This is a genomic window from Micromonospora thermarum (genome assembly GCF_012034245.1).
GTDB lineage: Bacteria > Actinomycetota > Actinomycetes > Mycobacteriales > Micromonosporaceae > Micromonospora > Micromonospora thermarum.
Map to the genome: position 1 here is coordinate 36,622 of NZ_JAATEO010000032.1, position 24,600 is coordinate 61,221.

20 protein-coding genes are annotated in these 24,600 nt (G+C 72.1%); 13 read left to right on the plus strand and 7 right to left on the minus strand.

Annotated features, from left to right (window positions below; genetic code table 11):
* Window positions 1-145: 145 nt before the first annotated feature.
* The gene (locus HCJ94_RS24225) at window positions 146-658 is read right to left on the minus strand and encodes an Lrp/AsnC family transcriptional regulator (protein ID WP_168003351.1); all 513 of its coding nucleotides are present in this window, start codon (window positions 656-658) and stop codon (window positions 146-148) included.
* Window positions 659-918: 260 nt separating this feature from the next.
* Between HCJ94_RS24225 and HCJ94_RS24230 the strand changes: the two genes are divergently transcribed.
* From HCJ94_RS24230 to HCJ94_RS24265, 8 genes are all read left to right on the plus strand, one after another.
* Complete coding sequence (locus tag HCJ94_RS24230; RefSeq protein WP_168003352.1) at window positions 919-2,103, plus strand: polyamine ABC transporter substrate-binding protein; 1,185 nt, start codon at window positions 919-921, stop codon at window positions 2,101-2,103.
* A 5-nt stretch (window positions 2,104-2,108) separates the two neighbouring features.
* Window positions 2,109-3,260 carry an ABC transporter ATP-binding protein gene (locus tag HCJ94_RS24235; RefSeq protein ID WP_168003353.1) on the plus strand — a complete coding sequence of 384 codons (1,152 nt, stop codon included), beginning with the start codon at window positions 2,109-2,111 and terminating at the stop codon, window positions 3,258-3,260.
* A complete protein-coding gene (locus tag HCJ94_RS24240) occupies window positions 3,257-4,171 on the plus strand; it encodes an ABC transporter permease (RefSeq protein WP_168003354.1) in 915 nt (304 codons plus the stop codon). Before HCJ94_RS24235 ends, HCJ94_RS24240 begins: the two co-directional genes overlap by 4 nt.
* Before the next feature lie 109 nt (window positions 4,172-4,280).
* Entirely contained in the window at window positions 4,281-5,120 is an 840-nt protein-coding gene (locus HCJ94_RS24245) for an ABC transporter permease (protein WP_168003355.1), read from the plus strand.
* Window positions 5,117-6,577 carry an NAD(P)/FAD-dependent oxidoreductase gene (locus HCJ94_RS24250; protein WP_168003356.1) on the plus strand — a complete coding sequence of 487 codons (1,461 nt, stop codon included), beginning with the start codon at window positions 5,117-5,119 and terminating at the stop codon, window positions 6,575-6,577. The genes HCJ94_RS24245 and HCJ94_RS24250 overlap by 4 nt, the downstream gene beginning before the upstream one ends.
* Window positions 6,577-7,779 (plus strand): saccharopine dehydrogenase family protein, encoded by a 1,203-nt coding sequence (locus HCJ94_RS24255; RefSeq protein ID WP_168003357.1) that lies wholly within the window; start codon window positions 6,577-6,579, stop codon window positions 7,777-7,779. Before HCJ94_RS24250 ends, HCJ94_RS24255 begins: the two co-directional genes overlap by 1 nt.
* Window positions 7,776-8,789, plus strand: coding sequence for an agmatinase (speB, locus tag HCJ94_RS24260; RefSeq protein ID WP_168003358.1), 1,014 nt, complete (start codon window positions 7,776-7,778; stop codon window positions 8,787-8,789). Before HCJ94_RS24255 ends, speB begins: the two co-directional genes overlap by 4 nt.
* A 259-nt stretch (window positions 8,790-9,048) precedes the next feature.
* On the plus strand, window positions 9,049-9,888 hold the full coding sequence (locus HCJ94_RS24265) for a type IV toxin-antitoxin system AbiEi family antitoxin (protein ID WP_168003359.1): 840 nt from the start codon (window positions 9,049-9,051) through the stop codon (window positions 9,886-9,888).
* A 223-nt stretch (window positions 9,889-10,111) separates the two neighbouring features.
* Here HCJ94_RS24265 and HCJ94_RS24270 read toward each other — a convergent pair whose 3' ends face one another.
* Genes HCJ94_RS24270 through HCJ94_RS24280 form a run of 3 tightly spaced genes read right to left on the minus strand, consistent with a single transcriptional unit; the run spans window position 10,112 to window position 13,285 of the window.
* Window positions 10,112-10,456, minus strand: a complete 345-nt coding sequence (locus tag HCJ94_RS24270; protein ID WP_168003360.1) for a DUF779 domain-containing protein — start codon at window positions 10,454-10,456, stop codon at window positions 10,112-10,114.
* Window positions 10,456-11,961 (minus strand): aldehyde dehydrogenase, encoded by a 1,506-nt coding sequence (adh, locus tag HCJ94_RS24275; RefSeq protein WP_168003361.1) that lies wholly within the window; start codon window positions 11,959-11,961, stop codon window positions 10,456-10,458. The genes HCJ94_RS24270 and adh overlap by 1 nt, the downstream gene beginning before the upstream one ends.
* 40 nt (window positions 11,962-12,001) lie before the next feature.
* Window positions 12,002-13,285 (minus strand): GAF domain-containing protein, encoded by a 1,284-nt coding sequence (locus HCJ94_RS24280; protein ID WP_168003362.1) that lies wholly within the window; start codon window positions 13,283-13,285, stop codon window positions 12,002-12,004.
* A 171-nt stretch (window positions 13,286-13,456) separates the two neighbouring features.
* Here HCJ94_RS24280 and HCJ94_RS24285 point away from each other — a divergent pair, with 171 nt between their 5' ends.
* Window positions 13,457-14,143 (plus strand): RlpA-like double-psi beta-barrel domain-containing protein, encoded by a 687-nt coding sequence (locus tag HCJ94_RS24285; protein ID WP_168003363.1) that lies wholly within the window; start codon window positions 13,457-13,459, stop codon window positions 14,141-14,143.
* A gap of 61 nt (window positions 14,144-14,204) precedes the next feature.
* On the opposite strand, the gene gabT is transcribed toward HCJ94_RS24285, so the two are convergent.
* Both gabT and HCJ94_RS24295 read right to left on the minus strand, forming a co-directional pair.
* Window positions 14,205-15,476, minus strand: a complete 1,272-nt coding sequence (gene gabT, locus HCJ94_RS24290; protein ID WP_168003364.1) for a 4-aminobutyrate--2-oxoglutarate transaminase — start codon at window positions 15,474-15,476, stop codon at window positions 14,205-14,207.
* A gap of 5 nt (window positions 15,477-15,481) precedes the next feature.
* Window positions 15,482-16,918 (minus strand): gamma-aminobutyraldehyde dehydrogenase, encoded by a 1,437-nt coding sequence (locus tag HCJ94_RS24295; RefSeq protein WP_168003365.1) that lies wholly within the window; start codon window positions 16,916-16,918, stop codon window positions 15,482-15,484.
* Window positions 16,919-17,052: 134 nt separating this feature from the next.
* Here HCJ94_RS24295 and HCJ94_RS24300 point away from each other — a divergent pair, with 134 nt between their 5' ends.
* Window positions 17,053-18,492 carry an aldehyde dehydrogenase family protein gene (locus HCJ94_RS24300; RefSeq protein WP_168003366.1) on the plus strand — a complete coding sequence of 480 codons (1,440 nt, stop codon included), beginning with the start codon at window positions 17,053-17,055 and terminating at the stop codon, window positions 18,490-18,492.
* A 17-nt stretch (window positions 18,493-18,509) separates the two neighbouring features.
* Here HCJ94_RS24300 and HCJ94_RS24305 read toward each other — a convergent pair whose 3' ends face one another.
* Window positions 18,510-19,742 carry an SUKH-3 domain-containing protein gene (locus HCJ94_RS24305; RefSeq protein ID WP_168003367.1) on the minus strand — a complete coding sequence of 411 codons (1,233 nt, stop codon included), beginning with the start codon at window positions 19,740-19,742 and terminating at the stop codon, window positions 18,510-18,512.
* Between the two features lie 75 nt (window positions 19,743-19,817).
* Here HCJ94_RS24305 and HCJ94_RS24310 point away from each other — a divergent pair, with 75 nt between their 5' ends.
* The 3 genes from HCJ94_RS24310 to HCJ94_RS24320 form a co-directional block, all read left to right on the plus strand.
* Window positions 19,818-20,237, plus strand: a complete 420-nt coding sequence (locus HCJ94_RS24310) for a YbaB/EbfC family nucleoid-associated protein (protein ID WP_309227410.1) — start codon at window positions 19,818-19,820, stop codon at window positions 20,235-20,237.
* Entirely contained in the window at window positions 20,237-20,566 is a 330-nt protein-coding gene (locus tag HCJ94_RS24315) for a hypothetical protein (protein ID WP_205801825.1), read from the plus strand. Before HCJ94_RS24310 ends, HCJ94_RS24315 begins: the two co-directional genes overlap by 1 nt.
* Window positions 20,567-20,583: 17 nt before the next feature.
* The coding region (locus tag HCJ94_RS24320) for a toxin glutamine deamidase domain-containing protein (protein WP_168003370.1) at window positions 20,584-24,600 on the plus strand (4,017 nt) is incomplete at its 3' end.

Below are 24,600 nucleotides of genomic sequence, written 5' to 3' on the forward strand. Positions count from 1 at the left end.
GCCACGCCTGACACCGCTTGATCGACTCGGCTTCATGGAAGTCGGGGTGTCGCAGTGACCGGGATGCCGCGACTTCCCGGATGTCGAGTGGATCAAGAACGGCGGACACGTCCAGCTCCGCACCGCCTGACGCGACGCACGAACGTCAGGCGGTGCCCCACGTGTACGTCTGCTTGCGCAGCTTGAGGTAGACGAACGCCTCGGTGCTCAGGACGCCCTCGACCGCCCGCAGCCGTTGCAGGATCTCCAGCAGGTGGTCGTCGTTGCGGCAGACCACCTCGGTGAGCAGGTCGAACGAGCCCGCGGTGATGACCACGTAGTCGACCTCCTCCAGCTCGGCGAGCCGGTCGGCGACCGCCTCGAGGTCTCCGTTCGTCCGCAGGCCGATCATGGCCTGGCGGGGGAAGCCGAGCTGGAGCGGATCCGTCACCGCCACGATCTGCATCACGCCGGCGTCGAGCAGTCGCTGTACGCGCTGGCGGACGGCCGCCTCGGAGAGCCCGACCGCCTTGCCGATCGTCGCGTACGGCCGCCGGCCGTCCTCCTGGAGCTGCTCGATGATCTGTTTGGCCACGTCGTCGAGCAGAGCGTGGCTGGCGCCCTCGCGGACGGTGACGCGTCGCCCGCCGTTGCCGCTGTCGTGGTTCCGGTTCGTCATCGACCGCTCCCCATGTCTGATCCCGGGATGAGCCTAGGGCCTGTGCCGGCGTCGCGGTCCGACCGCGCCGGGATGTCGGCGCAGTCCCCTGGTGCCACCGGGCAGTCTGGCGTATTTCGTTGCAGGATGCTAATCCCGCAACGGAATCCCTTGTAAGGAAGGTCACCTCATGTCAGGATCAGTCGTCCACCGCACCTGACCCTCCCGCCGGCGCGCCACCCCCGTCCCGCCGCCGACGATGACCCCTTAGGAGTCGTCACATGCGTACTCCCCTCCGGCCCCTCTCCCGGCGTGGACTCCTGACCGGCACCCTCGGTTCGGCGGCGCTGCTCGCCGCGGGCGGCTCGCTCGCCGGCTGCGGCACGAAGGCCGCCACCCAGACCGAGGCCGGCTGTGTCAGCGACGACGTGTCGGGAACCGAGAAGACCCTGGCCTTCTCGAACTGGCCGCAGTACATGGACGTCGACGAGAAGGACGAGTCGAAGCGTCCCACCCTGGACGAGTTCGTCCAGAAGAGCGGCATCAAGGTCACCTACACCGAGGACGTCAACGACAACAACGAGTTCTTCGGCAAGGTCCAGAACCAGCTCGCCGCCTGTCAGGGCACCGGGCGGGACATCTTCGTCGTCACCGACTGGATGGCGGCGCGGATGATCCGGCTCGGCTGGATCCAGAAGCTCGACAAGTCGAAGCTGCCCAACGTCGAGGCGAACCTGCTGGGCTCGCTGCGCAACCGACCCTTCGACCCGGACAGCCAGCTCGCCATCCCGTGGCAGTCGGGCCTGGCCGGCATCGCCTACAACGGCAACGTCACCAAGGAACTCCGCACGGTCGACGAGCTGCTCACCCGCCCCGACCTCAAGGGCAAGGTGACGGCGTTGTCCGAGATGCGCGACACGATGGGCCTGCTGCTCCAGTCGAACGGCCACGACCCGGCCAACTTCACCGGTGCCCAGTTCGACGACGCGCTGAACAAGCTGAAGAAGGCCGTCGACTCCGGCCAGATCCGCAAGTTCACCGGCAACGACTACGCGCCGGACCTGGCCAAGGGCGACATCGCGGCGTGCATCGGCTGGTCCGGTGACGTGATCCAGCTCGGCTTCGAGGACGAGAAGATCAAGTTCGTGGTGCCGGAGTCCGGCGTGATGCTCTGGTCGGACAACATGATGGTGCCGAACAAAGCCACCCACAGGGCGAACGCCGAGCAGCTCATCAACTACTACTACGACCCGGCGGTCGCCGCGAAACTCGCCGCGTACGTCAACTACATCTGCCCGGTCAAGGGCGCCCAGGCCGAGATGGAGAAGATCGACCCGGAGCTCGCGACCAACCCGCTGATCTTCCCGGACGAGGCCATGCTCTCGAGGTCCAAGGTGTTCATGGCCCTGGACGAGAAGCAGGAGCGCGAGTACGAGGCGAAGTTCCAGCAGGTAATCGGGGCGTGACGGCAATGGGACACGATGCACCGGCCGGCGATCTGCGGCTGGCCGACCTCACCAAGCGGTTCGGCGCCTTCACCGCGGTGGACGACCTCAGCCTGACCATCCCGCAGGGCTCGTTCTTCGCCCTGCTCGGGGCGTCCGGCTGCGGAAAGACCACCACCCTGCGGATGATCGCCGGGCTGGAGGAGCCCACGAGTGGCCAGGTGCTGCTCGGCGACCGGGACATCGCCCGGCTGCGCCCGTACAAGCGGCCGGTGAACACCGTGTTCCAGTCGTACGCGCTCTTCCCGCACCTCGACATCGCCGAGAACGTGGCCTTCGGGCTGCGCCGGCGCGGCATCCGCAAGGTGGACGACCAGGTCCAGCGGATGCTGTCGCTGGTGCAGCTCGACGGCTACGGCCGGCGCCGCCCGGCCCAGCTCTCCGGCGGGCAGCAGCAGCGGGTCGCGCTGGCCCGGGCGCTCATCAACCACCCGCAGGTGCTGCTCCTGGACGAGCCGCTCGGCGCGCTCGACCTGAAGCTGCGCCGGCAGATGCAGATCGAGCTGAAGCGCATCCAGACCGAGGTCGGCATCACCTTCGTGCACGTCACCCACGACCAGGAGGAGGCCATGACGATGGCCGACACGGTCGCGGTGATGAACGCCGGCCGCATCGAGCAGCTCGGCGCCCCGGCCGACATCTACGAGTTCCCGGCGACCGCCTTCGTCGCGAACTTCCTCGGCCAGTCCAACCTGCTCGCCGGCGAGGCCGCCGGGTCCGCCGGGCGCGAGGTGCCGGTCTCGGCGCACGGTGGTCGCTTCTCGGTGCCCGCCGGCCGCGCGCGCGCCGACCGCGGTCCGGTCTACCTGGGGGTACGCCCGGAGAAGCTGCACCTGGCCGGCTCCGCCGACCAGGTTCCCAGTGGGCACCAGCACGTCGACGGTGTGGTCACCGACGCCTCCTACGTGGGCGTCAGCACCCAGTACCTGCTGCGCACGAGCTGGGGGAGCGAGCTGTCGGTGTTCGTGGCGAACAGCGGCACGCACGGGCAGGTGCCGGTGGGCACCCGGGCGGTGGCGTACTGGGACCCGCGGCACGCGTTCCTGCTGCGTCGGGAACCCGGCGAGGACGACCGCACCACCCCGGTGCTCGACGAGCCGGTGGGTGCCAGCTCATGACCGCCCTGGCTCACGTGCCGACCGGGCAGTCGACGGCGTCCTCCCCGCCGCCGGCCGCCCGCTCGGGGCGGTACCGGTTCCTGCCGTACCTCCTGCTGCTGCCCGGCGCGGCCTGGCTGTTCCTGTTCTTCGCGCTGCCGTTGCTCCAGCTCGCCGCCGCCAGCCTGTACGACCCGACCGGCTCGCTCGCCACCGGCTACGCGATGACCTGGGCGTTCAGCAACTACCCGGAGGCGTTGCAGGCGTACTGGCCGCAGTTCAGCCGCTCGTTCCTGTACGCGGGCATCGCCCTGGTGCTGGCGCTGCTGATGGGCTACCCGCTCGCCTACGCGATCGCCCAGAAGGCCGGCCGCTGGAAGAACCTGCTGTTGGTCTGCGTGGTCGCGCCGATGTTCACCAGCTTCCTGGTGCGCACCCTGGCCTGGAAGACGATCCTGTCCGACAACGGCTGGGTGGTGGGCCTGCTGCGCGACATCCACCTGCTCGGCCCGGACGGCCGGCTGCTGGCCACCCCCGTCGCGGTGATCCTCGGGCTCACGTACAACTTCCTGCCGTTCCTGGTGCTGCCGCTGTACGCGAGTCTGGAGCGGCTGGACTACCGGCTGCTGGAGGCGGCGAGCGACCTGTACGCGAGCCCGGTGCAGACGTTCCGCAAGGTCACGCTGCCGCTGTCCATGCCCGGCCTGATCGCCGGCACGCTGCTGTTCTTCATCCCGGCCACCGGCGACTACATCAACGCCGAACTGCTGGGCACGCCGAACGAGTACATGATCGGCAACGTCATCGACTCGGCGTTCCTGGTCCGGCTGGACTACCCGCAGGGCGCGGCCCTGTCGTTCCTGCTGATGGCGGCGATCCTCGCGGTGGTGTTCGTGTACCTCCGCAAGGCCGGCACGGACGAGGTCCTGTGAGCGCGAGGAGCGAGCGTTCGTGGGCGGCTCGCGTGGGACGCGGTCGCGCACGAATGCGAGGAGCAGCGGAGCGGAGCCCCGCAGTCGCGAACGAAAGGCAGGCTCAGTGATGCGGTTCTCCCGCTGGCTGGCCGACCGCTGGGTGATGGGCGTGGCGCTGCTGGTGCTCGGCTACCTCTTCCTGCCGATCGCCGTCGTGGCCGCCCTGTCCTTCAACCGCCCGTCGAGCCGCCTGTCGTACGACTTCAACGAGTTCACGCTCGACAACTGGCGCAACCCGTGCGCCACCTCCGACATGTGCGACGCGGTGGTGCGCAGCGTCCAGATCGGGTTCATCTCGACCGTGGTCGCCACGGTCCTCGGCACGCTTATGGCGTTCGCGCTGGCCCGGCACGCCTTCCGGGGCCGGTCCGGGATCAACGTGCTGATCTTCCTGCCGATGGCGACGCCGGAGCTGGTGATGGGCACGTCGCTGCTCGCGCTCTTCGTCGCCGGCGGGGTGCAGCTCGGCTTCTGGACCGTGGTCATCGCGCACGTCATGTTCTGCGTGTCGTTCGTGGTGGTGACCGTGAAGGCGCGGCTGTCCGGCATGGACCGGCGGCTGGAGGAGGCCGCCATGGACCTCTACGCCAGCGAGTGGCAGACGTTCCGCCGGGTCACCCTGCCGCTGGTGCTGCCCGGCATCGTCGCCGCCGCGCTGCTGGCGTTCTCCCTGTCGTTCGACGACTTCATCATCACGAACTTCAACTCCGGCACCACCGTCACGTTCCCGATGTACGTGTGGGGTGCCGCCCAGCGGGGCATCCCCCCGCAGGTCAACGTCATCGGCACCGCGATGTTCGCGGTCGCGTTGCTGCTGGTGCTGGCCACCACGCTGCGGGGGCGGCGCGCACGCCGCGCGGCCGTGGCCGCGCCCGTGGCCGCCGGGCAGGCGGGCGGCCGGTCATGACCGGCTCCCATACCGGCCGGGGGCCGGTCTTCCGGACCCCGACGGGAATCGGCAGCCAGGCCCTCGCCGACGCGGCGCCCGTGCCGTACTGGCTCGACCGGCCGGAACGCCCCGACCCGCTCCCGCCGCTGGTCGGCCCCACCGACACCGATCTGCTCGTGATCGGCGGCGGGTACTCCGGGCTGTGGACCGCGCTGCTCGCCAAGCAGGACGACCCGGACCGGGACGTGCTGCTGGTCGAGGCGGGCACCTGCGGCTGGGCGGCGTCCGGGCGCAACGGCGGCTTCTGCGCCGCCTCGCTGACGCACGGGCTGGCCAACGGCGTCGAGCGCTTCCCCAGGGAGGTCGCCGAGCTGGAACGGCTCGGCCGGGAGAACCTCGACGCGATCGCGGCGACCGTCGACGCGTACGGCATCGACTGCGACTTCGAGCGGACCGGCGAGCTGTCCGTGGCGGTCGAGCCGTACCAGCTCGCCGGGCTCGCCGAGGACGCGGAGCTGGCCCGGCGGTACGGCCACGACGTCACCCTGCTCGACGCCGACGAGGTGCGGGCCGAGGTGGACTCGCCGACGTACCTCGGTGGGGTCTGGCACCGCGACCGGGTGGCGATGGTGGACCCGGCGAAGCTGGCCTGGGGACTGCGCCGCGCCGCCGCCGACCTCGGCGTCCGCGTCCACGAGCACACCCGGGTCACCGGGCTGCGCCGCGACGGCGCCGCGCTGCGCGCCACCACCGTCGGTGGCGCGGACGCCGCGCCGGGGGCGGTGCGCGCCCGGCAGGTGGTGCTCGCCACCAACGCGTTCCCGCCGCTGCTGCGCCGCCTGCGGGCCTGGATCGTCCCGGTGTACGACTACGCGCTGACGACCGAGCCGCTGACCGAGGCCCAGCGGAAGTCGATCGGCTGGGCGAACCGGCAGGGGCTCGCGGACACCGGCAACCAGTTCCACTACTACCGGATCACCGGCGACGGGCGGATCCTCTTCGGCGGGTACGACGCGGTCTACCACTACGGCAACCGCGTGGCGCCGGCGCTGGAGCAGCGGCACGCGACCCTCGACGCCCTCGCGCAGCATTTCTTCACCACGTTCCCGCAGCTCGACGGGCTGCGGTTCAGCCACCGCTGGGGCGGGGTCATCGACACCTGCACCCGGTTCTGCCCCTTCTTCGGCATCGCGTACGAGGGGCGGCTGGCGTACGCGGCCGGCTACACCGGTCTCGGTGTCGGCGCGACCCGCTTCGGCGCCCGCGTGATGCTCGACCTGCTCGGCGGCACGGACACCCCGCTGACCCGGCTCGACCTCGTCCGCACCAGGCCGCTGCCGTTCCCGCCGGAGCCCGTCCGGGCCGCCGGCATCCACCTCACCCGTTGGTCCCTCGCCCGCGCCGACGCGCACGAGGGGCGGCGCAACCTCTGGCTCCGTACTCTCGACCGCCTTGGACTGGGGTTCGATTCCTGATGCGCATCCTCCTCGTCGGCGCCGGTGGCGTCGGCTCCGCCGCCGTATCCATCGCCGCCCGCCGTACCTTCTTCGAGACCATGGTCGTCGCCGACCACGACCTCGCCCGCGCGCAGCGGGCGGTGGCCGACCGGGACGAGCGCTTCGTCGCCGCGACGGTCGACGCCTCCTCGGCCGACGCGGTGGCCGCGCTCTGCCGTGAACACCGCGTCACGCACGTGCTCAACGCGGTCGACCCGCGCTTCGTCATGCCGATCTTCGACGGGGCGTTCGCCGCCGGGGCCGACTACCTCGACATGGCGATGTCGCTGTCCCACCCGCACCCGTCGCGGCCCCATGAGGAGCCGGGGGTGAAGCTCGGCGACGAGCAGTTCGCCTCGTCCGATGCGTGGTCGGCGGCCGGTCGGCTGGCGCTCTGCGGCATCGGCGTCGAGCCGGGGCTGTCCGACGTGTTCGCCCGGTACGCCGCCGACGAGCTGTTCGCCGAGATCGATGAGATCGGCGTCCGCGACGGCGCGAACCTCACCGTCGACGGGTACGACTTCGCGCCCTCGTTCTCGATCTGGACCACGATCGAGGAGTGCCTGAACCCGCCGGTGATCTGGGAGGCGGGCCGGGGCTGGTTCACCACACCGCCCTTCTCCGAGCCCGAGGTCTTCCACTTCCCCGAGGGCATCGGCCCGGTCGAGTGCGTCAACGTCGAGCACGAGGAGGTGCTGCTGATCCCGCGCTGGGTGAAGGCGAAACGGGTCACCTTCAAGTACGGCCTCGGCAACGAGTTCATCGAGGTGCTGAAGACGCTGCACAAGCTGGGCCTTTCCGCGACGTCGCCGGTGCGGGTGGGCGGTGTGTCGGTTTCGCCCCGCGACGTGGTGGCCGCCTGCCTGCCCGACCCGGCCACGTTGGGCGACCGGATGCGCGGCAAGACCTGCGCCGGCACCTGGGTCCGTGGTGTCGGGGCCGACGGTCAGCCGCGCGAGGTCTACCTCTACCACGTGGTCGACAACGAGTGGTCCATGCGCGAGTACGGGCACCAGGCGGTCGTCTGGCAGACCGCGGTGAACCCGGTCGTCGCCCTGGAACTGCTCGCCACCGGCGCCTGGTCCGGTGTCGGCGTGCTCGGCCCGGAGGCGCAGCCCCCGGTACCCTTCCTCGACCTGCTCACCGAGTACGGCTCGCCCTGGGGAATGGAGGAGCGGTGACCCGCTACGGACCCATGTACGGCCCCGACATCACGTTCCTCGGGGTGCCGCCGTGCACCATCTCGGAACCGGTCACGTACGCCGACGCCGACGTGGTCATCATCGGGGCGCCGTTCGACGGCGGCACCTCGCACCGGCCCGGCACCCGGTTCGGCCCGTCCGCCATCCGCCAGGCCTGCTACCTGCCGCACGACGGCTCCCGCCCGTCGCTGGCGTTCCGCGTCGACGCGCTGCGGGATCTCCGCGTCTACGACGCCGGCGACGTCGAGATGTTCTCCGGTGACATCGAACGGTCCCTGTCCGCCCTCGAAACCGCCGTGTTCGCGGTGGCGTCCGCCGGGGCGATCCCGGTCGTGCTCGGTGGTGACCACTCCATCGCCCTGCCCGACGCCACCGGCGTCGCCCGGCACCACGGGCTGGGCCGGGTGTCGCTGGTGCACTTCGACGCGCACGCCGACACCGGGGACGTCGAGTTCGGTTCCCTGCACGGGCACGGCCAGCCGATGCGACGGCTCATCGAGTCCGGCGCGGTCCGCGGCGACCGGTTCCTCCAGATCGGCCTTCGCGGCTACTGGCCGGGGCCTTCGGTGCTGGAGTGGATGGCGCAGCAGCGGATGCGGTCGTACGAGATGACCGAGCTGGTGGCGCGCGGCCTGGACACCTGTCTGTCGGAGGCCTTCGAGATCGCCGTGGACGAGTGCGAGGCTGTCTTCCTCTCCGTCGACATCGACGTGGTCGACCCGGGCATGGCCCCCGGCACCGGCACTCCGGAGCCGGGCGGCTTCACGTCGCGGCAGCTCCTCGACGCGGTCCGCCGCGTCTGCTACGAACTGCCCGTCGTCGGCGTCGACGTGGTCGAGGTGGCCCCGCCGTACGACCACGCCGACATCACCGCGTACCTCGGCAACCGGGTAGTCCTGGAAGCCCTCTCCGCAATAGCCCGCCGCCGCCGCGACGCCGTCGGCAACCCCCCATGGAACCCGAGCCAGCCCTTACTAGACGCCCGCTAACCCCGCGTTGGTTTCTCCGCGATCTTGCACTTAGTGCCCCGGTATTCCGGACATATGTCGTGTATGGAGGGCCGCAAGTGCAAGATCGCGGCGGAAGGGGTGCGGGGCGTGGAGGTGGGGCTAGCACATCGGGGCTTCGAATGGGGGTTGTCCACAGAACCGTCTTTTGTCCACAGGGGGCGGTCGAGGGTTCGACGGTCAGGCCGTCGGGCGGGATGCTGCGGCCGTGGCTACTCAGGTGTGGCGAGTCGACGAGCTGATGCGCATCCTCACCGTGCGACAGCTCCGGACTCGCGTCAGCCGGGACGAACTGCGGCGCGTGCGGCGGGGCGTATACGCCGACCAGCCGTGCGGCGGCGAGGACGAACTGCGTGCACTCATGCTGTGCCTGCCCGACGGCGCGATACTGGCGCGGCAGAGCGCGGCCCGGCGTCACGGGTTCGGTGTGCTGCGCGAAGACGTCGTGCACGTCCAGGTGCCGGTCACGATGGCGAAACCTCGGCTGCCCGGCTTGATCGTGCACCATTCGGTGCTCCCGGTGGAGCCCGTCCTGGTGCGCGGCCTGCCCTGCGTACCGGCGGCCCGGTGTGCCGTGGACCTCGCGCGCACGGTACGTCGCATGGATGCCCTGCCCGTGCTCGACGCGGCCATCCGTTCCGGCGCGGTCGCGAAGGAGGATCTGGCGGCCGAGGTTCCGCTCCACCGGGCACTTCGAGGAGTGCGCCAGGCCCGTGAGTTGGTGCCGCTCGCGGACGGCCGAGCGGAGTGCCGGCAGGAGAGCCAGCTGCGGCTGGTGCTGATCGACGGGCGACTGCCGTGGCCGGAACCCCAGCTGTGGGTGTTCGATGGCGACGGCTTCCCTCGGTACCGGCTCGACCTGGGATACCGCGAACACCGTATCGGCGTCGAGTACGACGGCGCGTCCCATCTCGACCGCGATCGACTCCGGTACGACCGCACTCGCGTCAATTGGCTCGACGCGAGCGGCTGGCGGATGCGCTACTTCACCGACCGGGACCTCTACCACCGGCCGTCGCACATCATCGCCACCGTGCGCACCGCCCTCTCGACGAGCCGGTCCTCGCACTTTGCGCTCTGACGACCGGACGATCCGCCGAGGCGGCGGGGAGCTGCATGCGTCGTCGGCCGGACGACGGGCCAAGGCGGACACGACGTGTACGACCTCGACCGCGATGGTGACGGCTACGGCTGCGACGACTGACCCCTACCCGCGTCGATCATGCATTTGTTGCCTCCACATTCTGGGCCAAAGCCGCCTATCGGGGTCCACAAGTGTAAGATCGGGGAAGCAGGGGGCGGGGTTAGGCGAGGGTGGAGCGGATGAGGAAGCGGAGGCCTTCGGGGGCTTCCAGGCTGAAGCCGCTGCCTCGGCCGGGGACCACGTCGACCGTGAGCCTCGTGTGCTTCCACAAGTCCCACTGGGAGCGGGACATCCAGAAGCCGACGGGCTCCGGGACGCCGTCCACCACCAGCGACGCGAGCAGGATGTCGGACCCACCGGTCCGGAATTCGCCGGCCGGGTAGCACATCGGGGCGCTGCCGTCGCAGCAGCCGCCGGACTGGTGGAACATCAGTGGCCCGTGCCGCTCCCGCAGCGACCGGATCAGCTCGGCCGCCGCGGGAGTCACGGTCACCAGGTCACCCATCAGAAGAAGCCCAGCTTCTTCGGGGAGTAGCTGACCAGCAGGTTCTTGGTCTGCTGGTAGTGCTCCAGCATCATCTTGTGGTTCTCCCGGCCGATGCCGGACTGCTTGTACCCGCCGAACGCGGCGTGCGCCGGGTACGCGTGGTAGCAGTTCGTCCAGACGCGGCCGGCCTGGATGGCCCGCCCGGCCCGGTACGCGGTGTTGATGTCCCGCGTCCACACGCCGGCGCCCAGCCCGTACAGGGTGTCGTTGGCGATCTTCACGGCGTCGTCGAGGTCGGCGAAGGAGGTCACCGACACGACCGGCCCGAAGATCTCCTCCTGGAAGATCCGCATCGAGTTGTCGCCCTCGAAGATGGTCGGCTCGACGTAGTACCCGCCGGACAGTTCGCCACCCAGGTCGGCACGGGAACCGCCGGTCAGGACGCGAGCGCCCTCCTGCCGGCCGATGTCCAGGTAGGACAGGATCTTCTCGAGCTGGTCGTTGGACGCCTGCGCGCCGATCATCGTCTCGGTGTCCAGCGGGTGGCCCTGCTTGACCTGACGGGTCCGGTCCACGGCCGCGGCCAGGAAGTCGCTGTAGTGCCCTTGCTGGATCAGCGCCCGCGACGGGCAGGTGCACACCTCGCCCTGGTTGAGGGCGAACATGGTGAAGCCTTCGAGGGCCTTGTCGAAGAAGTCGTCGCGGGAGGCGCTGACGTCGTCGAAGAAGATGTTCGGGCTCTTGCCGCCCAGCTCCAGCGTGACCGGCTTGATGTTCTCGCTGGCGTACTGCATGATCAGCCGCCCGGTGGTGGTCTCACCGGTGAAGGCGACCTTGGCGACCCGGGGCGAGGAGGCGAGGGGCTTGCCGGCCTCGACGCCGAAGCCGTTGACGATGTTGACCACGCCCGGGGGCAGCAGGTCGGCCACCAGGGACATCCAGTAGTGGATCGACGCGGGCGTCTGCTCGGCGGGCTTGAGCACCACCGCGTTGCCGGCGGCGAGCGCCGGGGCGAGCTTCCAGGTGGCCATGAGCAGCGGGAAGTTCCACGGGATGATCTGCCCGACCACGCCGAGCGGCTCGTGGAAGTGGTACGCGACGGTGTCGTCGTCCAGTTCGCCGAGGGAGCCCTCCTGGGCCCGGATCGCCCCGGCGAAGTACCGGAAGTGGTCGATGGCGAGGGGGATGTCGGCAGCGAGGGTCTCGCGTACCGGCTTGCCGTTCTCCCAGGTCTCGGCGATCGCCAGGGATTCCAGGTTCTTCTGCATGCGGTCGGCGATCCGGTTGAGGATCAGCGACCGCTCGGCGACCGGCGTGCGGCCCCACGCGTCGGCGGCACCGTGCGCGGCGTCGAGGGCCTTCTCGACGTCCTCGGCGGTGCCCCGGGCCACCTCGGTGAAGGTCTGCCCGGTGACCGGGGTCGGGTTCTCGAAGTACTGCCCGCCGTGCGGCTTCACGTACTCGCCGCCGATGAAGTGGTCGTAGCGGGACTGCCAGTGGGTGGGCGCGTCGTAGCGCGTCATGGGGACCTCCGCCGTCGACAGGTGGTGGACGGCGGAGACGCTAGTTCTGGGTACGTTGCAGCGACGTTGCGCGGCCCACGTCGTACTCGTCGAGCAGCTGGCGGATGCGCGTGACCGCGAGCGGCCGGCGGGGCGCTCCCGGCGGTAGCGCCCGCGCCAGGGCCTCCCAGGCGGCCAGGTCGTCGGCGCCGGCGGGCGTCGCGGTCCAGGCCGCGAGCAGCGCCGGGTCCGCGGTGGCCAGCACGGCCGCGCGCAGCTGGCCGTCGACCAGCCGGCGCACCCGCGTCACACCCGGTGCGTCGGAGCCGGGCAGCAGACTTCCGGGGTACGCGTCGAGCGCGCCCGCCGGGTCGCCGTGCTCCAGCAGGTCGGTGACGGTACGGAAGTCGGCCCGCACCCGCCCGCGAAGCCGGTACGGGCGGGAGTCGAGCAGTTCGGGGCCGAGCACCCGGCGCAGGCGGGAGAGTTCGGCGCGCAGCGTGACGGGGTGCAGCCGGTCGTCGCCGTAGAGGTCCAGGCCGAGCTGCTCGCCGGTGCGGCCTTCGGGACGGTCGACCAGGAGGACCAGCAGTTCGCTGTGCCGGCGGCCGAGCCGGATCCGGCGTCCGCCGACGCGCAGCTCCGCCTCGTCGCGGCCGAGCGCGGACACGTGGACCACGTCCGGCTCGACGGGCGCCGCGCCGGCCAGGAACGCCTCGGCGGCCCGGGCGGTGGCCCGGACCAGCGCCAGGCTCTGCGGGTTGGCCAGGTGGTCGCCGCCGGTGATGTCGACCGCGCCGAGCAGCCGGCCGGTCGCCGGGTCGTGGATCGGGGCGGCGGCGCAGGTCCACCGTTGCACCCGGCGGCTGAAGTGTTCGGTGGCGAAGATCTGCACGCTGTGGTCGACGGCGAGGGCGGTGCCGGGGGCGTTCGTGCCGGCGTGCGGCTCGTCCCAGCGGGCGCCGGGCACGAAGTTCATCCGTTCGGCGTGGCGCAGCACCCCGGGGTGCCCCTCCACCCAGAGCAGCCGCCCGTACGCGTCGCAGACCGCCATCAGGTGCGCGCCGTCCTGCGCGATGCCGCCGAGCAGGTCGCGGAAGAGCGGCAGCACCCGGGACAGCGGGTGGGCGGCCCGGTACCGCTCCAGCGCGTCGTCGGCCAGCTCGACCGGGGGTGTGGTCTCCGGGTCGAGCAGCGCCGACCGCTCCCACGACCGGCGGACCACCTCGCGTACGCGGTGCGGCGCGGCCCCGTCGGTGAGGAACGCCTCGTGGGCGGCACCGACCTGCGCGATCCGCTCCGCGGGATCCGCGCCGAACTCCAGAGCGAGCCACGGGTCAGCCATCGGCGACCTCCTCCGGCCCCATCGTGACGCAGCTCACCCCGGATCGCCAAGGCGGGTCGTGGTCGGTTCATTCGCAGGTTTGTTTTCGATAGATGTCACAGCGCTGAACTGAACCGCGCTCCCACGCCGTACCCGCCCGCGACACGGCACCACCGGACGAGGAGGAACGACGTGAAGGTGCAGCGGAAGCACGTACTGGCGGCGGGCGTGGCGGTGGTCGCCGCAGCAGCGGTGGCGGTGGGAACCGGGCTCGGTTTCGCGGACACCAACTCCACCCGCGCGTCGGTCTGCCAGGGGTCGGTGACCTTCTCGGCCGAGGGCGGCGCGCCCGCCGCGACCAGCAACCGGTTCCCGGTCGGCACGCGGCTGCGGGTGACCAACCTGGACAACAACCGGTCGGCCGAGGTGACCGTGACCGGGCCGTCGGGCAGCTGTGTCCTGCTGAACGCGGCGGCGATGGAGCTCGTACGCGAGCCGGGCAAGAACCTGATCCGGCGCAACGTGGTCGAGGTGGTCGGTGGCGGTGCGGCGCAGCCGGGGGCGGGTGCGACGCCCTCGGACGCCGGCACGATACGGCCCGGGGCGGCCTCGCCCGGGGCGTCCGGCCCGGCCCCGGTGTCGGCCTGCCAGGGGGCGCTCACCTTCTCCGGTGAGGCCGGTGCGCCGGCGGCGACCAGCAACCGGTTCCCGGTCGGGACGCGGCTGCGGGTGACGAACCTGGACAACGGCAAGGCGGTGACGGTGAGCGTCACCGGCCCGTCGGGCAGTTGCGCGTTGCTGAACCTGTCGGCGATGGACGCGATCCGCGAGCCCGGCAAGAACCTGGTCCGCCGCAACACCGTCGAGGTGCTCCGCTGACCTACTGCGGTCGAGGGCGGGTGTCGCGTGGTGCGGACGCGACACCCACCCTCGAGTCCATTCAGCCGAAGGCGGCGTCGAGGATGTCCAGGCCCCGGCTCAGCTCGGCGTCCCCGATCACCAGCGGGGGCAGGAAGCGCAGCACGTTGCCGTACGTGCCGCAGGTGAGGGTGAGCAGGCCGGCGGCGTGACAGGCCGCCGACACCGCGGCCGTCGCGGCGGGGTCCGGCGTGCGGGTGCCCGGCTGGACGATCTCCACGGCGAGCATCGCGCCGCGGCCGCGTACCTCGGCGACGCGCGGGTCGCGGGCGGCGATCGCGCGCAGCCGGTCACCCATGACCTGCCCGATGCGCCGGGCGGCGGCGGCAAGGTCCAGCTCGTGCATCGTCTCGATGCTGGCCAACGCCGCCGCGCAGGCGATCGGGTTGCCCCCGTACGTGCCGCCGAGGCCGCCGACGTGCACCGCGTCCATCAGGTCCGCCCGCCCGGTGACGGCCGCCAGCGGCAGGCCGCCGGCGATGCCCTTGGCGAGTGTGACCAGGTCCGGCTCGACGCCCTCGTGCTCGCAGGCGAACCAGTCGCCGGTCCGGCAGAACCCGGTCTGGATCTCGTCGGCGATGAAGACCGCCCCCGCTGCCGTCGCCCACTCGCGCAGCGCCGGCAGGAACCCCTCGGCCGGTACGACGAAGCCGCCCTCACCCTGGATCGGCTCGATCAGCAGCGCGGCCACGTTCTCGGCGCCGACCTGCTTCTCGATGGTCTCGATCGCCCGGGCCGCCGCGGTGGGCCCGTCGAGGCCGCCGTCGCGCAGCGGGTACGACATCGGCACCCGGTAGATCTCCCCGGCGAACGGCCCGAACCGGTGCTTGTACGGCATGTTCTTCGCGGTCAGCGCCAGGGTGAGGTTGGTCCGACCGTGGTACGCGTGGTCGAACACCACGACCGCCGGCCGTCCGGTGGCGTGCCGGGCGACCTTCACCGCGTTCTCCACCGCCTCGGCGCCGGAGTTGAACAGCGCCGACCGCTTCTCGAACGCGCCCGGGGTGAGCGCGTTGAGCTGCTCGCACACCGCCACGTACGACTCGTACGGCGCGACCATGAAGCAGGTGTGCGTGAACCGTTCGACCTGCGCTTTCACCGCCTCGACCACACGCGGGGCGGAGTTGCCCACGTTGGTGACCGCGATGCCGGCGGCGAAGTCGATCCACTCCCGTCCGTCGACGTCGGTGATCGTGCCGCCGCCGGCCCGGTCCACGTACGACGGGATCACGCTGCCGACACCCCGCGCGACGGCGGCGCCGCGCCGCTTGTGCAGCTCTTCCGAGGAGGTCACAGCGATCAGCCCTCGATGTTGTGCATGACGTGCTTGATCCGGGTGTAGTCCTCCAGGCTGTAGACCGAGAGGTCCTTGCCGTGCCCGGAGTGCTTGAAGCCGCCGTGCGGCATCTCGGAGACGAACGGGATGTGGGTGTTCACCCAGACGCAGCCGAAGTCGAGCCGGCGGGTCATCCGCATCGCCCGGCCGTGGTCCTTCGTCCAGACCGAGGCCGACAGGCCGTACTCGACGCCGTTGGCCCAGCGCACCGCCTCGTCCTCGTCGGAGAAACGCTGCACGGTGATGACCGGGCCGAACACCTCGTCCTGGATGATCTCGTCGGCCTGCCGCACACCGGAGACGACGGTGGGCGAGTAGAAGTAGCCGCGCTCGCCGACCTGCGCACCGCCGGTCTCGACGTTCGCGTGGTCGGGGAGCCGGTCCACGAAGCCCCGCACCCGGGCGAGCTGGTTGGCGTTGTTCAGCGGGCCGTAGAGCACGTCCTCGTCGTCCGGCGCGCCGGTCTTCGTGTTGCGGGCCTGCTCGGCGAGGGCGGCCACGAAGTCGTCGTGGATGCCCGGGCCGGCGAGGACGCGGGTGGCGGCGGTGCAGTCCTGCCCGGCGTTGAAGTAGCCGCCGACCGCGATCGCCTCGGCCGCCGCCTCGACGTCCGCGTCGTCGAAGATCACTACCGGCGCCTTGCCGCCCAGCTCCAGGTGGGTGCGCTTGAGGTCCGGGGCGGCCGCCGAGGCGACCTCCTTGCCGGCGCGGGTCGAGCCGGTGATCGACACCAGCTGCGGGGTCGGGTGGGCCACCAGGGCGCGGCCGGTGTCGCGGTCGCCGCAGACCACGTTGAAGACGCCCGGCGGGAAGAACTCGGAGGCGATCTCGGCGAGCAGCAGCGTCGAGACCGGCGTGGTGTCCGACGGCTTGAGCACCACCGTGTTGCCGGCGGCGAGGGCCGGGGCGATCTTCCAGACCGCCATCATCAGGGGGTAGTTCCAGGGCGTGACCTGGGCGCAGACGCCGATCGGCTCGCGCCGCACGTACGACGTGTGCCCCGCCATGTACTCGCCGGCCGAGCGCCCTTCGAGGAGCCGGGCGGCGCCGGCGAAGAAGCGGAACTGGTCCACCGACGGCGGCAGCTCCTCGTCGGCGGTGAGCTGGCGCGGCTTGCCGGTGTTGCGTACCTCGGCGTCGACCAGCTCCGCCGCGCGGGCCTCGACCGCGTCGGCGAGCTTGAGCAGCGCCTTCTGCCGCTCGCCGGGGGTGGTGTCCCGCCAGGTCTCGAAGGCGGTGGCGGCGGCCTTCATCGCGGCGTCCACGTCGGCGGTGCCGGAGACGGGCGCCTGCGCGAACACCTCGCCGGTACAGGGGTCGATCAGATCGGCGTAGCCGCCGTCGGCCGGCTCGACGTACTCGCCGTTGACGAAGTTGCGCAGCTTGTGCTGGTCACTCATGACGGGATCACTCCGAGGGGATGCGGTCTGCGCGGTTATCGCAATGCTTCTGCCATCTTCGCCACTGAATTCGCGGCAGACAAGGCCTGCGGCGACTGTTTCCGTCGGCAGGTCGGTCGTCTACGCTGCTCAACGTGGAGTCCGTAGCGTTCTATGTCGCCTCCCGTCCCGCCCACGGCGGGGACGAGCTGACCGTCCACCACCCGTACGACGGCCGCGCCGTCGGGCGTACCACCCTCGCCACGCCGGACCAGGTCGAAGCCGCCGTCGCGGCCGCCGCCGGGGTGGCCGCGGAGGCCGCGGCCCTGCCCGCGCACGTGCGTGCGGCGGCCCTGGACCACGTCTCCCGGCGACTCGCCGAGCGGGCCGACGAGATCGCGGCGTTGATCACCGCCGAGAACGGCAAGCCGGTCAAATGGGCACGCGCCGAGGTCGGACGAGCGGTCTCCACGTTCCGCTGGGCGGCGGAGGAGGCGCGGCGCTTCTCCGGCGAGTTGCAGCGCCTCGACACCGACCCGGCCGCCACCGGCCGGATCGCGCTGGTCCGCCGGGTGCCCAAGGGGCCGGTCCTGGGGATCGCGCCGTTCAACTTCCCGCTCAACCTGGTCGCCCACAAGGTCGCGCCGGCCATCGCGGTCGGCGCCCCCATCATCGTCAAGCCAGCCCCGGCCACCCCGCTGTCGGCGCTGCTGCTCGGCGAACTCCTCGCGGAGACCGACCTGCCGGCGGGCATGTTCTCGGTGCTGCCGCTTCCCAACGAGCGCGCCGCCGACCTGGTGGCCGACCCACGGCTGCCGGTGGTGTCGTTCACCGGCTCCGGGCCGGTCGGGGCGGCCATCCGCCGGTCCGCGCCGGAGAAGCACGTGACCCTGGAGCTGGGCGGCAACGCGGCGGCGGTGGTCTGCGAGGACTGGAACTCCGACGACGACCTGACCTTCGCGGCGCAGCGGATCGCGCTGTTCTCCAACTACCAGGCCGGGCAGTCGTGCATCGCGGTGCAGCGGGTGTACGTGCACGAGTGGATCTACGACGGTTTCCTGCCCCGGCTGGTCGCCGCCGTGCAGGAGCTGCGGACCGGCGACCCGGCCGACCCGGCCACCGATGTCGGGCCGCTGGTCTCCGAGGGCGCGGCGCTCCGGGTCGAGTCGTGGGTGGACGAGGCTGTCGCGGCCGGCGCCACCATCGAGGTCGGCGGCCGGCGCGAGGGCGCCACCTACCCGCCCACCGTGCTCAGCGGAGTGCCGAAGGACGCCAGGGTCAGCGCGGAGGAGGTCTTCGGGCCGGTGCTGGTGGTCGCCCGGGTGGAGACCGACGACGCGGCGTTCGCGGCGGTCAACGACTCGGCGTACGGGTTGCAGGCGGGCGTCTTCACCCACCGCCTGGACACGGCCTTCCGCGCCGGCCGGGTCCTGGAGGTCGGCGGGGTGATCGTGGGGGACGTGCCGTCGTACCGGGCCGACCAGATGCCGTACGGGGGGATGAAGGGCAGCGGCGTCGGCCGCGAGGGCGTACGCAGCGCGATGGACGACTACACCGACCCGCGCGTCGTGGTCCTCACCGGGGTGCCGCTGTAGCTCCCGGCGCGGTCACCTCACCAGGTGCCGTCGTCGCGGACGCGGGCCGGAGCGCGGCCGAGGACGAGCGTCGTCAGGGCGGCGTCCACGTTTTCGCCGAGGAACCACTCGCCGGCCTGGTCGAGTGCGAAGACCCGGCCGTGCTCGTCGACGGCGAAGATGCTCTCGCCGAACTCGGAGCCGAACGGGAACAGGCGCGCCCGGATCACCGCGCCGAGGTCGGCCAGGATGTCGGCCGAGTGGGCGCCGTGCAGCGGGTTGGTGGTGAACCGGCTGATCCACACCGCCTCGCCGGGACCGCGGCGGCTGCTCACCACGGCGGGGAAGGCGGTGAGGGCCTCCCGGGCGGCGGGAAACGGCTCGTGGCGGTGCGTCCGGCCCGGCACCTCGCACGTCTCCCGGATCGCGCCGTTCGCGAGAGCGGGATTGAACTCGCTGTCCTCCCAGCCGCCCTCCATCAGCGCGTCGGCGACCTCGGTCGGGAACCGGCCCGGGTGGTGCGGCGGTTGCGGGTCGGGCCGCCACTCGGCGGTGAAGGCCAGCTCCGACCAGGGCAGGACGTTGAAGTGGACGAGGAAGTTCAGGCAGGAGTCGCAGCTGCGCTCGGCCCGCCCCGCGTAGCGGTCGCCCGGCTCGCGGACCCGGAACACCTCGAAGCGGGCGCGCGCCAGCAGCGTCTCCGCGTCCGGCATGGCCATCGGCTCGATGCCCTCGGCGGCGCGGCGGTGGTCGTACTCGTGCAGGACGTCCGAGACGACGACCAGTTCGGCGTGCCGCTCCCCGCCGCGCACGAGATGCCCCGGGGGCAGCTCGTCCACATAGGCCTGCACGAGGGGGTGATGGTTCAGCTCGACGTCACCCTTGGCGCCCTGCGCGCGGAACAGTTGCCCGTCCACGCTGAGGTGCGCGGCGGTGGCCGGGGTGGGGATCCGCCGGATCTCGCGGAGCAGCTGACCCGCCGGGTCGACCGTGCGCGGCGCGGGCGACCCCGCGGGCCGGCTCCGCCGGTACATCCGCTCGACCTGCTCGACCGGCACCCGGGGCCACGTGGTGACCTCGCCGGTCCGCTTGTCGACCACGGTGGTCGGCAGATCGCCCGGAACGGTGCGGACCTCGGTGGCCAGAGTGGACTGGATCACGAACCCGAGGTCGAACTCGTCGACGATCGGATGGCACTCGTGGCCGAGACGCTGTGAGTCGCGCCGGGCCCACACGGCGGCGAGCTGCTCGGCCTGCTGGCGGTCGATCACGCCCCTGAAACTACCGGACCCCACGGTTTCGTGGCACCCGGTATGGTTCGCCCTACCGACGGTGACCGGGGGAGGGTGACGTTGGGCGAGAACGCGGACCGGGACGCCAACCGCGCGCTGCGGGCGCGGTTCGACGAGGTGTACGGCCAGTACCAGCGCTTACGGTCCGGTGTGGACGAGTTGCAGCGGAAGCTGGCCGAGCTGCGAGTCACCGAACGCTCGGACGACGGGCGGGTGACCGTGGTGGTCGGGGCCCGGGGCGAGCTGATCTCGGTGGACCTCGATTCCGCGATCTACCGGGACCGGGACGCGCGGGGGCTCGGCCGGTCGATCACCGAGACGGCGCAGCGGGCCGCCGCGTCGGCCGCGAAGGCCACCCGCGACCTGGCCGCCGGCTACCTCCCGGAAGGCACCGGCGCGGCGGACTTCCTGCGTACCGGTGATCTGTCGGCCCTGCTCGGGCGGGCCGACGCCGCACTGCACCGGGACGCGTGATGGGCGACCAGCTCTGGCTCGACCCGCAGCGGGCCCGGCGTGGCGGCGCGGACCTGGCGCACGCCGGAGCGGAGGTCACCGACCGGCGCCGGCAGGTCGGCGGCGAGATCGCGGCGGCGAGCGCGGGGCGGCCCTGGGGCCGCGACGACATCGGTGCGGCGTTCGAGCGCACCTACCGGGGGTTCGAGCAGACGGTGCTCCGCGTCTGGGAGGGCGTGGGTCGCCACCTGGAGGGTCTCGGCGCGGACGTGGTCCGTTCCGTCGACGCCACGGTGCGGACGGACACCGCGAACGCGGGCCGGATCGACCGCGTGGCCGACGGGCGCTGACCGGCGAGGAGGTCCGGATGACCCTGTTGCCGAGTCCGATCCCGCACCCGCTCGACTACTCGCCCTGGGACCTGCCGGGCTGGATGTACGACGCCCTGGACTGGGTCGTGGGTGTGGAGTGGCCGGACGGCGACGAGCGCGCGGTGTGGGACCTGGCCGACCAGTGGTACGCGGTCGCCGCCGTCCTCGCCGGTCCGCACGCCGACGCGGTCGCCGCCACCGCCGAGGTGCGCACCGGGTACGGCGGGATCGGCGCGGTCGCCGAGGCCTTCGACGGTGCCTGGCGACGCGTCGCCGAGGGCGACGACGCCCCGCTGCCGCTGCTCCTGACGGTCAGCACCGACCTGGCACGTCTCGTCGAGGAGTGCGGGTGCGACATCGAGGCGGCCAAGCTGGAGGTCTGGATCGAGCTGGGCATCCTCGTCATCGAACTGGTCGGCCTCGCGGTCGCCACCGTGCTGACCGCCGGCGCGGCCTCACCCGCCGCCGCCGCGGCGATCACCGCGACCCGCGTGATCGTCCAGCAGATCTTCAAGCGGCTCCTGGCGCAGCTGGCCCGAAAGTCTCTCCGGCAGGGGCTCAAGGAGGCCGGCGAGCGTGCCGCCAAGGAGGTCAGCAAGGGCGGCGTCCGCGGTCTTGCCCGGCGGGCGGCGGTCGGCGGGCTGTCCGAGGCGGGCGAGGAGGCCGGCGTCACCCTCGCCACCCAGGCGTACCAGAACTCCACCGGCCGGCGGCACGGCCTCGACGTCACCGAGCTGGGCACCTCCGCCGTCGGGGGGCTGGCCGGCGGCGCGGTGGCGCCGCTGGCCGGGCTGGGGCGGCACGCGACCGGCCGGGGTGCCCGCATCGGTGAACACGTCGCCCGCGAGATGACCGGCGAGGTGCTCGCCGAGCAGGCCGCGAGCCTCGCCACCGGCCAGGGCCCGACCTCGCTGGAGGAGGCCGCGCGGGCGGCCGTCTCCGGCGTGCGCGGCTCGGCGACCACCCAGGCGGACGCCGCGCTCCAGGCCCGCCTCGACGGCCGGCTCAGCGCCCTCGCGGGCACGAACCTGCCGCCCGCCATGGTCGCTCCGCCCGCCCCCATCGGTGCTGACGGACCGGCGACCGGCGGTGCGGTGTCCGGCGTGGGCGCGGGAGGCGCATCCGGTGGGATTGCGGGTTCGCCGAGCGATCTGGCCGCCGGCCCCGCCGTCCCGCCGGTGACGGTCGGACCGGCCGAGGCCACAGGCCCTGCGTCGGCCGCCGGCCTTTCGACGGCCGCCGGGCCGGCCGAGGCCGCGCGGCCCGCGGCCGTGTCGGATCCGGTGGTGTCCTCGGGTACGGCGCCGGCGGAGTCGCCGCAGGTGCGGGCCGAGTCGTCCGTGGCCGTCCCATCCCAGCCGCTCGATGCGCCCGCCACGCCCCTCGACGGGCCGCCATCGCTGGCCGGGACGCCGACGCTCTCCTCGGTGGCCAACGGGCCGCTGCCCTCGACCGGGCTGGCCGGTGTCGACGGCCCGCACGTCGCCGCACCATCGGTGTCCACAGGACAGTCACCGGTCGCGGCCGGCCCGGTGGCGCACTCCGCCGCGTCCCTCGCCGGCCCGGTCGCGCCGGTCTCGGCCGGCCCCCAGGCCGGCACGGTGGCCCCGTCACTTGCCGGCCCTACGCCGTCCGTCGTCGGCCCGACGTCGTCCGTCCCGGCCGATCCGGTGGCGCGGTCGGGTGCCGCGACGCCGCCCGTTGCCGGTCCGACGATGCCCGCCACCACCGATCCGGTGGCGTGGTCCGGCGGTGTGGCGCCGCCCGTTGTCGGCCCGACCGCGCCCGTCATGGCCGATCCGGTGGCGCGGTCCGGTGGCGCGGCGCCGCCGCTGGCCGGACCGGACACGCGGCACGGCACCGGCTTCGCGCCGCCGCTCCCGCCGCCGCTCCCGCCGGCGCCACCCCCGCCCCTCCGGCCGTCGGACGCCCCGTTGGTGGTCGGACCGGAGGCGCTCCGGCCCCGTACCCCCGAGTGGTACGCCGCGCGGTGGGCCGCCGACCAGGAGGCCTTCGAGCGGCGCCGCTACCGGGGGCACTTCGAGCACCAGCGGAACAACCACGAGGAGAACCGGCGCCGTGACCGCGCCGACCAACTGCGCCAGGCGGCGGACCGCGCGTACGACGAGGCGCGCTGGCTGATCGGCGAGAGCCGGCGGCTGGCCCGGGCCGGCTACCGGGCGGTGTCGGAGCGGATCTTCGCCGAGGGGCGCGAGCGGGAGGGCTGGTGCCACCGGCAGCGCGATGTCGCGGACGCGGTCCTGGCCGGGACGAGGGCACCCGGCGTCGTGGCGGTCGTCGGCGACGACTTCGAGCGCATCAACGACGACGTGGGCGACCTGGCGCACGGGGGCGTCGGAACCGGCGACCGGTCGGCGCTGACCGGTGACGACCATCCCCCGCCGATCGACCGCACCCGGAGGTACCACCGCCGTGGTGGGCTGCGCCCGCCGCTGGCGCTGCACCAGCGCGACGTGGAGCGGCGGATTCCGAGACGGCGCGACGGCAACGTGGTCCGCACGGCCGACCCCCGCGTCGGCGGGTGGTTCGGGCTGGTCAACGACGGCGGGCCGCAGGCCGACCCGACCCGCGGCATCAACTGCGTCGACTGCACCCTGTCCCTCTTCGACACCTGGGTGCACGGCCGCCCCCGGGTCGCGGCGCCCCGCACCTTCGACGCGTACGCCCTCGGCGACGTCACCCGACCCCTCAACGGCGAGGCGGACGGCCCGGGGCGGATCGAGGACGTCACCGGCGGCCGCTTCCAGCGACTCTGCGAGCCGTCGACGGAGCTGCCGCCGGCCGAGCAGGCCCGCGTACTGGACACCGGCTACCGGAACCTGCGCGACCAGTTGCTCGTCGGCGGCCACGGCAGCTTCGCGTTCGTCATCAACCAGTGGGAGGGCGGCGGCTCCCACATCTGGGTGGCGCTGAACCAGGACGGCACCATCCTCTACCTCGACCCGCAGTCCGGCGAGATCGCCGACGAGCCGCTGGGCCGCCACCGGGGCACGCCACACCCGTACAACGCGGTCGACGCGGACGTCCTCATCCTCGCCGGCGACGGCGAACCGCTGCCGCTGGCGGGGCTGCGGCGCGGCCTGTTCAGCCAACGACCGGACCTGCCGGCGTACCCGCCGGCCACTGAGCATCAGGGGTACGGCGAGCCGTACCTCAACCGCATCCACCTCCTCGCCACCCCCGGCTCAGCCCAGCCAGTTAGACCTGACGACGACCGGCCGCAGCCTGACCAGAGTCCTGTCGATGACTCGCCATTGCGCCAGGAGGCACCGGTCGAGTCGACCCGACCCGAGCAAGCGGCGCGTCAAGCAGTAGTCGAGGAACCCGGCGCCGGACGGCAGTTGGCTGGCGTCCTCGCGGCCGTGACGTCTGGAGCATCGACTGTCGATATCCACGCGGCAGTCCGGGCTGTGGCGCCCCACATCGATGAGCTGACGGCAAGAAACCTGGCGGAAGTGCTGGCTGACGCTCGCGCTCGATCGATGCTCAAAGCGATCCAAGCAGGACCGTCACAACACGAGCCCCGGTTCGCCGAGACGCTGCTACGGCAGTTGATCGAGGCACCGGATCTGGTACAGATCCTCCGTACGACCCCGGAGCTGCTGGCATCGCTTATGGCGCGGCCGGTGACGCTGCACAACCTGGCAGCCAAGCCGCGCGCTATGGAGGTCTTGGCTGACACTCTTAGCGACATCGCCGACCGCGGAGCTGAGACGATTGCCGCCGAAGGGGTCCGGGACGCTGAGCCGACACCATTGACTGACGAACAGCGCAGCGTCCAAGAGCAACTACCGAAGCGACGCAGGCGGGCTGCCCAGGCCGGGTTCGATCCCTCTCTCATGGACGATGCAAACTACCGGCAGGCATACCTCGACCATCTGTACCTTGAGTCGGCAGAAGCACAGATCCAGGTTTCTGCCTTGGCAGAACGGCTGGCGGCCCGTTCCTCTTTCGGGGCCACGGCCGACAGCCGAGCAGCTCCGAAGCAAAGG

Excerpts from the sequence above, each read along its gene's own strand:
- HCJ94_RS24225 (WP_168003351.1), bottom strand. The coding sequence starts at position 658 with ATGACGAACCGGAACCACGACAGCGGCAACGGCGGGCGACGCGTCACC.
- HCJ94_RS24230 (WP_168003352.1), top strand. The coding sequence starts at position 919 with ATGCGTACTCCCCTCCGGCCCCTCTCCCGGCGTGGACTCCTGACCGGC.
- HCJ94_RS24235 (WP_168003353.1), top strand. The coding sequence starts at position 2,109 with ATGGGACACGATGCACCGGCCGGCGATCTGCGGCTGGCCGACCTCACC.
- HCJ94_RS24240 (WP_168003354.1), top strand. The coding sequence starts at position 3,257 with ATGACCGCCCTGGCTCACGTGCCGACCGGGCAGTCGACGGCGTCCTCC.
- HCJ94_RS24245 (WP_168003355.1), top strand. The coding sequence starts at position 4,281 with ATGCGGTTCTCCCGCTGGCTGGCCGACCGCTGGGTGATGGGCGTGGCG.
- HCJ94_RS24250 (WP_168003356.1), top strand. The coding sequence starts at position 5,117 with ATGACCGGCTCCCATACCGGCCGGGGGCCGGTCTTCCGGACCCCGACG.
- HCJ94_RS24255 (WP_168003357.1), top strand. The coding sequence starts at position 6,577 with ATGCGCATCCTCCTCGTCGGCGCCGGTGGCGTCGGCTCCGCCGCCGTA.
- HCJ94_RS24265 (WP_168003359.1), top strand. The coding sequence starts at position 9,049 with ATGCGCATCCTCACCGTGCGACAGCTCCGGACTCGCGTCAGCCGGGAC.
- HCJ94_RS24270 (WP_168003360.1), bottom strand. The coding sequence starts at position 10,456 with ATGGGTGACCTGGTGACCGTGACTCCCGCGGCGGCCGAGCTGATCCGG.
- adh (WP_168003361.1), bottom strand. The coding sequence starts at position 11,961 with ATGACGCGCTACGACGCGCCCACCCACTGGCAGTCCCGCTACGACCAC.
- HCJ94_RS24280 (WP_168003362.1), bottom strand. The coding sequence starts at position 13,285 with ATGGCTGACCCGTGGCTCGCTCTGGAGTTCGGCGCGGATCCCGCGGAG.
- HCJ94_RS24295 (WP_168003365.1), bottom strand. The coding sequence starts at position 16,918 with ATGAGTGACCAGCACAAGCTGCGCAACTTCGTCAACGGCGAGTACGTC.
- HCJ94_RS24315 (WP_205801825.1), top strand. The coding sequence starts at position 20,237 with ATGGGCGACCAGCTCTGGCTCGACCCGCAGCGGGCCCGGCGTGGCGGC.